The organism is Microcoleus sp. F10-B2 (genome assembly GCF_036704965.1).
Taxonomy (GTDB): Bacteria; Cyanobacteriota; Cyanobacteriia; order Cyanobacteriales; family Microcoleaceae; genus Microcoleus.
The window spans coordinates 1-12837 of the sequence record NZ_JAUBTB010000027.1; the positions used below are offsets into that span (position 1 = coordinate 1).

General features: G+C 44.8%; 15 protein-coding genes. 4 read left to right on the top strand and 11 right to left on the bottom strand.

Annotated features, from left to right (window positions below):
- Window positions 1-58: 58 nt before the first annotated feature.
- The 5 genes from QUA99_RS12745 to QUA99_RS12765 form a co-directional block, all read right to left on the bottom strand.
- Window positions 59-373, bottom strand: coding sequence for a hypothetical protein (locus QUA99_RS12745; protein ID WP_333237106.1), 315 nt, complete (start codon window positions 371-373; stop codon window positions 59-61).
- 117 nt (window positions 374-490) lie between these two features.
- Window positions 491-1009 (bottom strand): acetolactate synthase small subunit, encoded by a 519-nt coding sequence (gene ilvN / locus QUA99_RS12750; RefSeq protein ID WP_041622928.1) that lies wholly within the window; start codon window positions 1007-1009, stop codon window positions 491-493.
- A gap of 451 nt (window positions 1010-1460) precedes the next feature.
- Window positions 1461-2273 (bottom strand): carbon-nitrogen hydrolase family protein, encoded by an 813-nt coding sequence (locus QUA99_RS12755; protein WP_333219919.1) that lies wholly within the window; start codon window positions 2271-2273, stop codon window positions 1461-1463.
- 243 nt (window positions 2274-2516) lie between these two features.
- The gene (gene psaJ, locus QUA99_RS12760) at window positions 2517-2645 is read right to left on the bottom strand and encodes a photosystem I reaction center subunit IX (protein WP_015174876.1); all 129 of its coding nucleotides are present in this window, start codon (window positions 2643-2645) and stop codon (window positions 2517-2519) included.
- Between the two features lie 117 nt (window positions 2646-2762).
- Window positions 2763-3251 (bottom strand): Photosystem I reaction center subunit III, encoded by a 489-nt coding sequence (locus QUA99_RS12765; protein WP_333237104.1) that lies wholly within the window; start codon window positions 3249-3251, stop codon window positions 2763-2765.
- A 330-nt stretch (window positions 3252-3581) separates the two neighbouring features.
- Here QUA99_RS12765 and tsaD point away from each other — a divergent pair, with 330 nt between their 5' ends.
- Together tsaD and QUA99_RS12775 are read left to right on the top strand one after the other, a co-directional pair.
- On the top strand, window positions 3582-4658 hold the full coding sequence (tsaD, locus tag QUA99_RS12770; protein WP_333237102.1) for a tRNA (adenosine(37)-N6)-threonylcarbamoyltransferase complex transferase subunit TsaD: 1077 nt from the start codon (window positions 3582-3584) through the stop codon (window positions 4656-4658).
- Between the two features lie 74 nt (window positions 4659-4732).
- On the top strand, window positions 4733-5224 hold the full coding sequence (locus tag QUA99_RS12775; protein ID WP_333237101.1) for an N-acetyltransferase family protein: 492 nt from the start codon (window positions 4733-4735) through the stop codon (window positions 5222-5224).
- Between the two features lie 101 nt (window positions 5225-5325).
- Here QUA99_RS12775 and QUA99_RS12780 read toward each other — a convergent pair whose 3' ends face one another.
- The 6 genes from QUA99_RS12780 to rfbF form a co-directional block, all read right to left on the bottom strand.
- Window positions 5326-6066 carry an HAD family hydrolase gene (locus QUA99_RS12780; RefSeq protein WP_333237099.1) on the bottom strand — a complete coding sequence of 247 codons (741 nt, stop codon included), beginning with the start codon at window positions 6064-6066 and terminating at the stop codon, window positions 5326-5328.
- Window positions 6067-6662: 596 nt separating this feature from the next.
- Entirely contained in the window at window positions 6663-7433 is a 771-nt protein-coding gene (locus QUA99_RS12785; RefSeq protein ID WP_333237097.1) for a metallophosphoesterase family protein, read from the bottom strand.
- 295 nt (window positions 7434-7728) lie between these two features.
- Window positions 7729-8475, bottom strand: a complete 747-nt coding sequence (locus QUA99_RS12790) for a DUF1995 family protein (protein ID WP_333237095.1) — start codon at window positions 8473-8475, stop codon at window positions 7729-7731.
- Window positions 8476-8652: 177 nt separating this feature from the next.
- A complete protein-coding gene (locus QUA99_RS12795; RefSeq protein ID WP_333237093.1) occupies window positions 8653-9384 on the bottom strand; it encodes a cyclase family protein in 732 nt (243 codons plus the stop codon).
- A gap of 84 nt (window positions 9385-9468) precedes the next feature.
- Window positions 9469-10518, bottom strand: a complete 1050-nt coding sequence (locus QUA99_RS12800; RefSeq protein WP_333237091.1) for an acyl-CoA dehydrogenase family protein — start codon at window positions 10516-10518, stop codon at window positions 9469-9471.
- A 253-nt stretch (window positions 10519-10771) separates the two neighbouring features.
- The gene (gene rfbF, locus QUA99_RS12805; RefSeq protein WP_333237090.1) at window positions 10772-11545 is read right to left on the bottom strand and encodes a glucose-1-phosphate cytidylyltransferase; all 774 of its coding nucleotides are present in this window, start codon (window positions 11543-11545) and stop codon (window positions 10772-10774) included.
- A gap of 355 nt (window positions 11546-11900) precedes the next feature.
- On the opposite strand from rfbF, the gene QUA99_RS12810 reads away from it, so the two are divergent.
- Both QUA99_RS12810 and QUA99_RS12815 read left to right on the top strand, forming a co-directional pair.
- Entirely contained in the window at window positions 11901-12440 is a 540-nt protein-coding gene (locus QUA99_RS12810; protein WP_333237089.1) for an RNase A-like domain-containing protein, read from the top strand.
- Complete coding sequence (locus QUA99_RS12815; RefSeq protein WP_333237088.1) at window positions 12437-12736, top strand: contact-dependent growth inhibition system immunity protein; 300 nt, start codon at window positions 12437-12439, stop codon at window positions 12734-12736. The genes QUA99_RS12810 and QUA99_RS12815 overlap by 4 nt, the downstream gene beginning before the upstream one ends.
- The last annotated feature ends 101 nt before the right edge of the window (window positions 12737-12837 follow it).

A 12837-nucleotide genomic window follows, 5' to 3' on the forward strand; every position in this document is an offset into this window, starting at 1 on the left:
TAGGGAGTAAGGTTTCATTTTTTCTCCTTCTTGTCACCTCTATTATTGTACCTAATCGTTAAGCAAAGTGCTGTATCAAGACTTCACCACCTCTAATAAATTTAGTTTTTTCATCTTTTTGACTCAGTTTATTACTAGCGAATACATCCATGTAATAAGCTTCATAAATGTCAATTGTTTTGTACAACTCTTGTTTGTTATAAATAAAAAATCTTTTTCCTGTATGTCCTGCTATTTTTATTTCACCGTTTTCTTGAACAGTAAAACTCTCTAGTTGCTCGCTTAAAGAGCTACAAAAAATTTCCAGAAACTCATTTTTTTCTTGAGTATTTAGACCAGGGACTAAAATTATAACTTCATTAGGAACTGCCATAAACTTTTAGACCTTATAATAATAAAAAGTGTCTTTAATTCAAGGTTAACCGTCAACAGTCAACAGTCAACAGTCAACTGCCAACAGTCAACCGTCAACAGTCAACCGTCAACTTCCTTAAACTTTCGCTTCCAAAGACTTGAGAAACTCAGTATTTACCCCCGACTCCCGCGTCAGGGCAATTTTCCCAGTACGAGCAATTTCCTTAATCCCAAATCTATTCAGAACCTGGACGATCGCCACCATTTTACCGGGATCTCCGACAACTTCCAATGTCAGCGTATCATCACCAATATCTACCACTCGCGCTCTAAAAATCTGAGCTAACTCAATTATCTCCGATCGCGTCCCGCTAGCAGCATTAACTTTCAGCAACATCAACTCCCGTTCCACACAGGGAATTTCCGTTATATCCTGAACTTTAAGCACGTTAATCAACTTGTACAGTTGCTTTGTCAACTGCTCGATAATCTGGTCATCTCCGGGTACAACCATCGTAATCCGAGACACTCCCCCTTGTTCCGCCGGGCCAACGGCCAGACTTTCAATATTAAAACCCCGACGGGCAAACAAACCAGCAATTCGAGTGAGGACACCCGCTTCATCTTCAACTAAAACCGAAAGAGTGTGTTTCATTTCTCCAAAAAGACGCATTTCGTGCAATTCTACTTTCGCTAATTCGCCTTTTAGCAGAAGTGCACGGTCATTGAACCTGTATTAAACAATATATAGCAGTTGACAGTTGACAGTTGACAGTTACATATAGCAGTTCGATCGCTTTGTGAGGTACGCCCGCTGTGCCCTATATCCCAGAACTCCTGATGTTACTGAGAAAGGCTCTAGTATCCGACTCAAACCGTTGACGAAGCAAGGGATCGCGGGATCTATTCATGACGTTATTTGTGTCAAGACCGATATAGCGGTTGCTATATTATGTTGTACGAGCAGGTATGGGGTCGATTCTTCAATTCTAAAATTGCTTTCGCATTGTTCGCGATCGCCCTGCAACCTCTAAAATCTAAAATCTAAAATCTAAAATCGATTGACGGGAACTGAAATTTTGAGACCAATCGGTCTCAAAATTCCTTCACAGAAAAACCCGGTGTTGCAGAGATGGCATCTGGCGGCGGACTTGTTCTAGTCTATCGGGATTAATTTCTGCAATCGCCACACCCGGTTCGTCTCCAGCATCCGCCAAAACCACGCCCCAAGGATCTACAATCATCGCGTGACCGTGAGTTTGACGGCGACCGTAGTGGCGGCCAGTTTGTGCGGGGGCGATCGTATAACAAGTATTCTCGATCGCCCTAGCTTGCAACAAAACCTTCCAGTGATCCTTGCCCGTGTAAGCAGTAAACGCCGCCGGGACGAACAAAATATCGGCCCCCTTGTACGACAAATGCCTGTACACTTCCGGGAACCGCACGTCGTAGCACACCGAAAGTCCCAGCGTCCCCAAATCTGGCGACACATAAACCGGCGGCAAATCTTCACCAGCTTTCACAGTGTTCGATTCCCTGTAAGTAATACCGTCTGGCACATTCACGTCGAACAAATGTACTTTTCTGTACCTTGCCACTTCCGTCCCGTTTTGGTCTACCAGCAAAGAGGTATTGTATACCTTCCCCCCCTCCGTCGGCACCGGGAACCCGCCGCCGAGAATCGTTACCTGGAAACGCTGGGCCATTGTTTTGAGGAATTTTTCGCTTAGGAGCCCGATCGCCTCTGCAGAAGCAATCTTTTCCTCCTCTTCTCCCATAAACGAGAAATTTTCTGGTAACGAAACTAACTCTGCACCCCGACGCACTGCCAGGTCGATTAATTCCTCTGCCTGAACCAAATTTTTTTGCAGGTCAGGCAAGCTAGTCATTTGAATTGCTGCGGCGAGATAAGACTTCATCGATTCACAATATTAGTCATTAGTCATTAGTCATTAGCCATTAGTCATTAGTCATTGGGAACTAATTGATAACTAAACAGTTTATATCCTTGGCTTTCACCTATTTAGGCGCTGGTTTTGCACTCACTGCTCTGGTTTGAGAGTTTTGATATTTGAGCTTTGAAATAACTTGATAAATCACCGCTCCAACTTCAAAACTCTCAACTTTTTTCCTAGGTTTGGGAACCTAAATCCACTGATTTTTTATGGCATCGGATGGAAAAGCAAGTCTGGGAAAAAACGGTTGAATTCAATTAAAATTCCTGCCGTTATCACCATCCAAGCTGCTGCCAATACTGGTGCGGTCGAAAGATACTTCAGAAAGTATTGCATGAATACTGCTCCTCAAAAGTCGAGACAACTTAAATTATGCGAACCGATTTTAGATTAAGGGTTTTAGGCTGGGAATTTGTAAACCAACTAAAATCTAAAATCTCAAATCCCAAATTGCTAGCGCGGCGAAACAGTAATTTCGTCGTCCTTCGCAAACATTTCACCGCTGGTGATTGATGTGAGAGCTGCCAGAGGCCATAAAACGCCGCTCAACATCAATGCGACTGCCTTTGGAACATCGATAATAATCTCTTTTTCCTCAGGAGAGTCAGATTTTTTGGCTGCTTGCAGATAAGCGCGGCCCACCCAACCAATCCAACCTGCGATATACAAGAACAGTATGCTAGGAATCAAAAAGTCCCCTGCTTTGCTCAAGTTGCCGTCTACGATTAAGTGCGGGTATCCTTCCGGGCCGCACATAGCTTGAGAATAGCGCTCGAATCTTGCTTTGGCAGATGCGGGGTCGCCATTCGTAGAACGGGCATTTTTAGCCAGTTCCTTGAATTCGGGAGAGTCCTTGCACGGCACTAAATTGTAAGCCGAAGCAACTGGAGCAAAACTGATCCAGACACTCAACACTAAAATTGCAGCAAACAATCGTCGCATGGAATTGTTTCCTTTTGTTACAAAACAATAAGTTTTTGTACAAGCATTTCAACTTGCCGATCTGGAATCCAGATTACCGTGTTTGTTGACAGTCTCAAGTATCCATCATTGATGCGACAAAGCCCAATAAAATGAGGGATTCGCGTTTTCATCGGTCAGTGCTGAGCCAGCAATACCGCGAGGATATTCCTTCATTGCATCAGATGATGGCCTTACCTGTCGATCGGGCAAAAATCCCTTAACAATAACCTGAGTACAGGTAGAGAGGGGGACTCGCGCCGAATTAGTTAAGCTAGCAATAGCTAACCTATCAAATAAAATTACCAGTTAATGGCAACCATTTTCGCAATCGAAACAAGTTGTGACGAAACAGCAGCAGCAATTGTTAAGAATCGTCAAGTTTGCAGCAATGTTGTAGCATCGCAAATTAAAATCCACGAGCAGTATGGCGGAGTAGTGCCGGAAGTGGCTTCGCGGAGTCACCTAGAAATGCTCAATCAGGTAATTGCCCAGTGTCTCGGTGAAGCAAACCTGAGTTGGTCAGAAATTGACGGCATTGCTGCGACTTGTGCCCCCGGTTTAGTAGGTGCATTGTTAGTCGGGCTGACAGCGGCGAAAAGTTTGGCAATAGTCCATCAAAAACCTTTTTTAGGCGTCCACCACCTCGAAGGGCACATCTACGCTTCTTACCTTATCGAACCAGACTTGCAGCCACCGTTTTTGTGTTTGTTAGTTTCCGGGGGACACACCAGCTTGATTTACGTCAAAGATTGCGGTGTTTATGAAACTTTAGGACAAACACGCGACGACGCCGCCGGCGAAGCTTTTGATAAAGTCGCGAGACTGTTGCAGCTAGGATATCCCGGCGGGCCCCTGATGGACAAATTGGCCGCCCTTGGCAATCCCCAAGCATACCCTCTACCAGAAGGCAGAATTTCCTTGCCTGGTGGTGGCTACCATCCTTACGACAGTAGTTTTAGCGGGTTGAAAACGGCAGTTTTGCAATTAGTGCAGAAACTCAAGAAACAAAATAACAATGTCGGTGCTGAAGGCTTGTTGCCTGCCTCTACAGTTAATGATATTGCGGCCAGCTTTCAGGAAACTGTAGCTAAGAGTTTAACAAAAAGAGCGATCGACTGTGCTCTAAATTTCGGGCTTACCACTATTGTAGTCGGCGGCGGAGTTGCAGCAAACAGCGGACTCCGAAAACACTTACAAGCAGCAGCAGCAAAACACAACTTGCGGGTATTGTTTCCGCCATTAAAATATTGTACAGACAACGCCGCAATGATCGGGTGTGCGGCTGCAGAACACTTGCAGCGAGGACACACCTCACCGCTGACTTTGGGAGCAAATTCGCGGATGGCTCTCAGCGATATTATGGAACTGTACAAGAAGAGTCATTAGTTATCAGTCATTAGTCATTAGTTATCAGTCATTAGTTATCAGTCAACAGTCAACAGTCAACAGTTAACCAAACGATGAAAATCCGCGACGCAGTAGAAAGCGATTTGCCAGCAATTGTTCAAATATACAACGCAGCAATACCGGGCAGAATTGCCACAGCAGATTTAAAACCAGTATCAGTCGAAAGCCGCCTCCGGTGGTACAGAGAACACTCCCCCAATTCCTTGCCGATTTGGGTAATCGAATCAGAACAAAATATAGTTGGCTGGCTGAGTTTTCAGCTTTTCTACGGACGTGCAGCCTATCAGCATACAGCAGAAGTTAGCATCTACGTCGCACCCGATCGCCAGCGCTGCGGAATCGGACAAAAATTATTGCAATCGGCAATTGTGCGGAGTCCAGAATTGAAGCTTAAAACTCTCATGGGAATAATTTTTGCTCACAATCAGCCGAGTTTAAGATTGTTTGAGAAATTTGGCTTTCAGCGGTGGGGATATCTGCCGCAAGTTGCCGAACTTGACGGGGTTGAAAGAGATGTCGTAATTCTCGGTTTGCGTTGTTTGTAGGGAAACGGCATTGCCGTGTCCTGATTTGGAGGAAACGGCATTGCCGTTTCCCTACCGTCGGCTTTAACTTTTAATAATGGGTATAAAGATGTGAGGTTTGCTCAATCTGCTAAAATTGTAATTTCATCCAAAGATGCGATCGCCACATCAGCTTTTTCCAAATGGCGAACCTCCGCATTCCCCCAACAAATCCCAATACAGCCCGCCGCCCCCGCATTTTTACCCATCTGAATATCGCCCGCTGAATCTCCCACCATCAAAGTTGCTGCCGGTTCAACTCCGAGTTTCTCACAAGCTTGCAAAAACAATTTCGGGTCTGGTTTATGAAGGGTTGAATCAACTCCCATTTCTAACTGAATGTAGTCGGCTAATGCGTGGTGTTTCACAAATTTTTGCACAGCTTCAGTCGTAGCAGCCGAAAGAATTCCCAGCTTCAAACCCGCTTCCGAAAAATATTTCAGGACTTCCAAACTGCCGACAAATAAAGGAGAAACAGCACTATTTTTAAACATTTCGTCAGCTTCGTCAAAAGCGCGGCGCGCAATAGTTAAAGATTCCAGCCATCCCCTGCCGGTTTCCGCGATGTATCCCGCTGCAACAATCTCATTTTCCCTGCGGCTGCCGACTGCAAGCAAGCCTGCGGGGTCGATGCTGCCGCTTTCGATACCGAAAGCCATTTGTAAAGGCTCTCCAACGCCCGGAATTTGAGCGTCTGCGAGGCGCGATCGCTTAATCCCCAACAGTCTCAAAAACTCCTGAGAATCCTCTAGAGTGCCGTCTTTGTCAAAAATCACGGCTTGGATATTTGAGAATGTAATGCCCCGACATTTAATAGTTACCAAGAATCATAACTCCCGAATTTCTATATTTTTTTCTATTTTCTCATATTGCGCTCTTTTTAGCAATTGTTTTTAGCAATTGTCACTTTATTTTTCGATCGTTGCCCAATAACCGCAGGTGCGTTGCCGCCACCATGAATACAATTCTCCTCATTTATTTAACGTGTCATATTTTTTCCAAAAATAGTCAATTTGCAATCAAATAATGCCCGCTACCAACCTCATACAATAACAGTAAAATACTTAATTAATATTATTTTTGATGAGATATGCCTGTTAATTGCAACTTGTTCAATTGCCATAAAATGCCAAATAAAGTCACGGAAATTCTGTGTGTTTGAATGGCAAAAATTGGTAGTAATTTAGCCAAAATAGAACTTAAGCACGATTGTTTAGAAACCGGGTTTTTTTTACGAAAAGATGCCTTGTAGACCGCCGATTCGGTAAAAAACCCGGTTTCACCGGCCCCGATGCGTCCAGGACTGAATTAAAATTATCACTGATTGTCCTGACTGTGTAGGACTGCCAGGTCTGCATTGATGAATTCGTGTACTGTGAGTTTCAATCCCCTCGGGGGAAGTGGTTTAAGGAAAAGATTGTCAAGCTTTTGAGAATACTTCCTCGCTCATCTCCGGTTCCGGGGGTGCAATCTGCTGCGATTTCAATTGTCTGACAACTTCGTCAAAAGGCAAAATTCGGACTTGATTGTTAAATACATTGACTTGATAAACTCTGCGGTAGCTGAGGTCAAATCCTGTCAGCCAGCCGCTTTTGGGATGATAAGCACCCGTGTCAATATCCAACCAGCCTTCGCCCCTGACTAATTCGCCTGGTCTGACGCCCTCAAAGGTAAAAGTGATGGTGTGACCCGTGATAATTAATTTATTGGGAAAATAGGGTTTCGATATGGTGTGAAATTCTTTGCGAATCCAGCAGAATTGTTCGATCGACTGCTTGTCAATTGGCATATGGGGGTGGACGCCGGCGTGAACCAGCCAGATGTCCCCTAAGTCCAGGTGGGTGGGGAGCGATCGCAGCCACTCTAAGTGTTTGTACGGCATCATCCCTGTATCTCTGTAGCTCGCTACTGTCGCATCGCCGCCGCTGTACAGCCAAGATTGCCACGCTCGCATATCCATCGGCACCGCCGACAAAGCCTCCAGCATCAGTTGTTCGTGGTTCCCCAGCAGAGTTTGGTAGGGGCTTTGCTGGACAAAATCTAATACCTGAGCGCTTTTGGGGCCGCGATCGATTAAGTCTCCCAAAAAATAGACGCGATCGTCCAAGCTGGGGGCCAGTGCCTCTAGCAGGGTCATTAAGCCGTCGTAATGCCCGTGTACGTCCCCAATAACAATGCGCCGGTGCTCCATTGTGTTTATGCGCTTCCCTGACTCAAAAGCCAAATCTTTAGCTTATAGCATCTGATTTTGCTGCTATTTGCCTCCCCTCTTTTACGGTGGAGGGGTGTCACCCATTATACTGCTTTGTATCAGGATTTGGTAAAGATCGCCAGTATCTGTTTCCGTAGCTACCGATCGGTCAGCGGGTAAAAATAAACATAATGTGGGAGGGGGCGGGTTGTGCAAAGGTCAACTGGCTTATAGTATAGATCCTGGGCTTAACCCCCCCTATAATTTCTTGTCAATTGTGCTTTTGCAACTGCTGTTACTGAGTCAAAGCTTTGAGGAATGTCTGGAGTTCTGCCAAAAAACCTTTCTTTTTTAGCGGTTTTGCAGGTGTGGTGGAGTCAGGATCGGCGCTTGGGAGAGAAGCAGCTAAAATCCGCTCTAAATCCTCTCCGACAGGTTTTTGGGCGGTTTCAGAAATTAGTTCGTATTCGTCGTTTGTTTCCAGCCACACTTGCCACGATTGGGGGTAGCAGCGGAATAAAGCCGCACTGTCTAGGGGTCTGATATAGTAGCAGGATTCGATTTTGCTGAGGAATCGATCGCGCAATTGGCGGCCCGCATAGCCTATACCTATGGTGGCAACATCTTCCAGGCGCGGGTTGAGTAGAATTACAGGGCGACCGGCCGCAGCTATGTAAATTTTTTCGACTTGGGCTACTTCTACGGCTGCTGGATTGATCAAAAGAAAAAGTTGATCTTCCGGTGCTATTTTATCTTCAACAGGGGTGCGACTGCTACCCAAATCAGTGACTTTAAAGGGTGTTTCTCCCCAGTCACGGCGCGCGAGGGCTGCCGCACCGGTGTCGGGAAAAAAGACTTTTACTCCGGGGTAGATTTCCTCAAATTCTGGGAGGAATTGTAAGGTGATAGACTGTGCTTGCAGGGCGATTTCTGGAAATACTAATTCGACTTGCAATAGATTTTTGCCGTCCGAGAGGGCAGCGGCGGTGGCAATGCGGGATTGGGCGATCGCCTCGTTGAGATCCTTGGGCAGTTCTGTCATTAATCTTATTGTTTTTACTCGACTTCTCTCAATCTAATTTTACCTGAGATATTGCACTATTCTCAATTACCTATTTAGGAACAGGCAAGATGCCTGTTCCACCAAAAAAATTGACTCTTTGTGGAACAGGCATCTTGCCTGTTCTTGAGCATGGTGCAAGATGTAAGTTTTACCGCATTAAGCAACAAAAGCTAACACCGACACGGGCGAACCGGAACCTCCCAAAAGGCGCAATATTCCTATAACTAAAGTGATTTCAGTCGCAGGTAACAAGTCGAGATTGGCAAGATTTTCCAGCACTATTCGCTGCTTTTCCAATACCAGTTTGTTAACGGCAAAGCTTTCATCTCGCCCGGTATCGACTCCGTGGGTATCGGTTCCAACTCCGGCGACCGAGCGTTCTTCTAGCAAAAATTGAGTTGCTGCTTTGCCAAATCCGGGAAAGTGGCAAATGCCGCCCTCGTCTCGGTTAAAAAATGCTCGCTCATCATCCCATTTTTCTTGCCAGCCTGTATACAATAAAACTAGATTTCCCGGTTCTATAAGTTTGTGCTGCCGTTCCCAATTTAATACATCGTCTATGGTTAAAGTGTAGTCGGGATTGGCAAGACTTTGCTCGCGGATGTCGATCGCAATTGCGGGTAAAACTAGCGACTCCGGCGCATAACTATCAATGCTGGTGCCTCCTGCATAAAAGCTGTTGGGTGCGTTGATGTGAGTGCCGCTGTGTTCTCCCATTGAGAATTTTCGCAGGAAATAGCCGTGTTTTTCTATTTGAGATACAGTTTCAAATTCTGCCGCAGGATCTCCTGCCCAGGTAGGAATATTTGGGTGAATTGCATGGGTTAAGTCTATAATTTGGCTGTAGGCGATCGTTTTTAATTTATTTAAGTTGAAGTTGTTCGTCATCAGGTAAAATAGATATTTTATTTATTAAACACAGTTAATTTTTTGACTTTCTACGCTCAAAATCTAAAATCTAAAATCTAAAATCTAAAATTCGATTAGTCGATCGAGCGTTGCTGCCATCACATCCTTTGTTTGCCCGGAAACAGTATACACCAAAGCTTCTCGATAAACTCTCCCGGCAGGGTGCACAATACCGTTAGCAGCACCGCCAGAAACTGCAACCGCAGCGTGCCCGCAGCGCACCGCTAAATCAATAGCTTGAGCTCGCAGCGCTAATTGTTCTGCTTTTGAGCTATGTTGAGATTGTTGGAAATTCTCTTTTAGCCGATCGAGCTTTTGCTCTAGTTTTTGGCAAGCTGTCGCTATAAAAGGTGAATTTTTAGCAGCCGCCGCTGCTGCAATTACATCCAATCCCGCTCGAATACAGCCAAAAGTACCCGGGACAAAATTCAGTATATTTTTGCTGTCGTTTTCCGAAATCCAGCCGACAGGTTTAACTGAAATTATTTCCGATTCATGCAGCAACCAATTATCGAGAGTTGCTGTTACAGTATTAGTCGAGTTCATGGCGATTAACTGCATGATTTCGCTGAACGCTATTTTACCATATTCGCGTTCAATATTAACAAAAGGCAGCAAACCGAAAACAGCGCGTTCGTCAGGAAGTACCGCAGCTACAATAAACTTTTGAAACAATCCAAAACCTGTTATCCAAGGAACTTTTCCTGACAGTAAATAGCCATCTTTTTCGGGAGTCGCGGTGACGGCAGGATTGCCCGATCGCCTTAAATGCGAAAACCCAATACCCAAGCGTAACTCTTTTTGGGCGATCGCCCGCAAGTATCTGCTTTTTAGCATTTCATTGTCGCTGTTGGCAAGCATGGCAGTTGCGCTGTGGTGCTGAGTTTGCAGAAAAGACAAAGCGCCGGAATATCGAGCCGTCAATTCCTGATATTGATAAAAAATCTCCGGTGCAATTTCAGCCCCGCCCCATTTTTGGGGAACTCGCAATGCTAAGAGCGATCGATCTTCCAATCCAGCAACTGCTGTTTTTAGCGCTTCCGAGTCGCTGTCGATAATATCCGCCTGGGGTGCAACGCACTTTTGTAGGTAATTTTCTGTGCTGTTAAGCATATCTTGGAAATCCATTTTTTATAATTATTTTATAGCAGAGGTAGGGACACGGCAGTGCCGTGTCCCTACTTATTTCCTCGCATTGTGCACCCTTATCAAGAACAGGCTTTCCGGCCTGTTCCACAACAAATAAATTCTATCTATTGTGGAACAGGCTTTCCGACCTGTTCCACAACAAATAAATTCTATCTATTGTGGAACGGGCATCTTGCCCGTTCATAAAATGCTTGTTGAGAATGCAACAATTAACTTTTTACCACACTTTCCAAGGAGCCTTGCCTTCATCCCAAAGTTCGTTTAAATACTTGTATTCTCGATAAGTATCCATCGCAAAGAAGAAGCCATCATGACGGTAAGCCATCAACTGTCCCTCTGCGGCCAAACGCTGCATCGGCTCCTGTTCTAAAATACAATCATCTCCCCCCAAATACTCAAATACCCGGCGGTTAAATATCATATATCCAACACTGATCCAGCCATCGATTTGAGGTTTCTCAGAAAATTCTACTACGCGGCTATCGCTGTCTACATCCAAAATTCCAAAGCGAGAAATCGGGCGAAATGTAGTGACAGTTGCCAGCTTACCGTGAGACTTGTGAAAATCCACAAGTGCCTCAATATCGACATCAGCAACTCCATCGCCGTATGTCACCATGAAATTCTCGCGATCGATATATTTTTCAATCCGTTTGACCCGCCCTCCCGTCAAGCTTTCTGCCCCAGTTTCAGCCAGTGTCACCTTAAAATCTTGTTCGAGATGTTCCTCGTGATAAGTGATGGTATTTTCGCGTCCCAGACAGATCGTAAAGTCATTGTTCATGGCTTCATAATTGAGGAAATATTCTTTAATCATGTTGCCGCGATAGCCCAAGCACACAATAAAGTTTTGGAAACCGTAGTGTGCATAGATCTTCATGATGTGCCAAATAATCGGATGCCCCCCGACATCAACTAAGGGTTTGGGACGAAATTCTGTTTCTTCTCTGAGACGAGTACCGAGACCGCCGGCTAGGATAACTACTTGCATTTTTTCACAGTTTTAAAGATGATCAATTAATTTATCATCAATCATTAGTGATTTTTCAAAAAAATTATTAATATTTTATCACGATCGGTGAAGCTTTGTAAACCACAAAAATCACGAACTATAAATAATCGTAGGTGGTTCGGTGCGCACCGTGTATTTATGAATCATCCTAGGGTGCGGATGGAACACCATGTATTTAAATACTGCGTGCAATTTATAACTAAAAGTAGGGCGTGCACTGCCCACTGTATATCTGAATGTTACGCCTAATTTATAACTGACGAATGGTAGATTATAAAATAGACAAAAAAACAGCAATCATTTATACTAAATTTAAGAAAGAGATTCAACAGCAATGAAAAATCAACTCTATCGCCTAAAAAATTTTTTAGGTGTCCTGTGTGCGATCGCCTCAATAATTATATTATTCCAATCGGCAATACCTGGTGTTTACGCCACGGTTATTGCACCGGAAGGCTCAACTATACCACAAACCACCGTAGCTTTTGTTCCCAACATACCGGGCGGCGGATTAGACTTTCACGAAGCAGCAGGAGGACACACTTTAGAAAGACACGTTGGCAAAACAGAAGCACAACTAGCACAGCGACTCGCAAGCGAAACGAGAATTTCTGCTGCATCTTCTTTTACTGACCGTTCCGTCGCTGAAGCGGCTATTGGAGAAGCAATGAACAGAAATCAAAGTGCGATCGACTCTTGGGTGAAAAGTCGAGGTAATCGTTATACGATCGACTACAACGCCAACAGAATAATTGGCATTACTCTGCGTCGCCGCGCATCCAAAGCAACTTCAGCATCTCGCCTGAGAATCGTCCTCCAGCGCAGCGCCAAATTACCTCCCGGATACTTTATTCTCACAGCCTATCCCCAATGATTCATCAATTTCCTCATTTAACTCAATTTTTCAGTTCCTACTTTCACCAAGACTGGCCGTTAGAAGCTGACACTCCCAGCGATGTAGTGAACAAATACCGCAGCAGCGAACCCCCCGCAAGTGTTGAAGCTGCATCGCAAGAACTCAGCAAACTGCTCGAAATGCAGATCGCCCCAGCCGATTTAGAAGCATTCATCCTCGATGAATTAGGGTGTTACTACGACCCAAAATCAGAAAATCAAACCGTCAGAGAATGGTTGGAATCGGTGCAAAAATCTTTGAAAAATCCCAGCTAAATTTTATATATTTGTAAGAACACGGCTATATATTTGTAAGGACACGGCAGTGCCGTGTCCCTACAATTAATCGCGGTAGGGACACGGCACTGCCGTGTCCT

What these genes read in the sequence shown, in the direction of transcription:
- QUA99_RS12790 (WP_333237095.1), bottom strand. Translation starts at nt 8,475, where the DNA reads ATGACAGAACTGCCCAAGGATCTCAACGAGGCGATCGCCCAATCCCGC.
- QUA99_RS12785 (WP_333237097.1), bottom strand. Translation starts at nt 7,433, where the DNA reads ATGGAGCACCGGCGCATTGTTATTGGGGACGTACACGGGCATTACGAC.
- rfbF (WP_333237090.1), bottom strand. Translation starts at nt 11,545, where the DNA reads ATGCAAGTAGTTATCCTAGCCGGCGGTCTCGGTACTCGTCTCAGAGAA.
- QUA99_RS12745 (WP_333237106.1), bottom strand. Translation starts at nt 373, where the DNA reads ATGGCAGTTCCTAATGAAGTTATAATTTTAGTCCCTGGTCTAAATACT.
- QUA99_RS12755 (WP_333219919.1), bottom strand. Translation starts at nt 2,273, where the DNA reads ATGAAGTCTTATCTCGCCGCAGCAATTCAAATGACTAGCTTGCCTGAC.
- psaJ (WP_015174876.1), bottom strand. Translation starts at nt 2,645, where the DNA reads ATGCAATACTTTCTGAAGTATCTTTCGACCGCACCAGTATTGGCAGCA.
- QUA99_RS12765 (WP_333237104.1), bottom strand. Translation starts at nt 3,251, where the DNA reads ATGCGACGATTGTTTGCTGCAATTTTAGTGTTGAGTGTCTGGATCAGT.
- QUA99_RS12810 (WP_333237089.1), top strand. Translation starts at nt 11,901, where the DNA reads ATGAAAAATCAACTCTATCGCCTAAAAAATTTTTTAGGTGTCCTGTGT.
- tsaD (WP_333237102.1), top strand. Translation starts at nt 3,582, where the DNA reads ATGGCAACCATTTTCGCAATCGAAACAAGTTGTGACGAAACAGCAGCA.
- QUA99_RS12815 (WP_333237088.1), top strand. Translation starts at nt 12,437, where the DNA reads ATGATTCATCAATTTCCTCATTTAACTCAATTTTTCAGTTCCTACTTT.
- ilvN (WP_041622928.1), bottom strand. Translation starts at nt 1,009, where the DNA reads ATGAAACACACTCTTTCGGTTTTAGTTGAAGATGAAGCGGGTGTCCTC.
- QUA99_RS12775 (WP_333237101.1), top strand. Translation starts at nt 4,733, where the DNA reads ATGAAAATCCGCGACGCAGTAGAAAGCGATTTGCCAGCAATTGTTCAA.
- QUA99_RS12800 (WP_333237091.1), bottom strand. Translation starts at nt 10,518, where the DNA reads ATGCTTAACAGCACAGAAAATTACCTACAAAAGTGCGTTGCACCCCAG.
- QUA99_RS12795 (WP_333237093.1), bottom strand. Translation starts at nt 9,384, where the DNA reads ATGACGAACAACTTCAACTTAAATAAATTAAAAACGATCGCCTACAGC.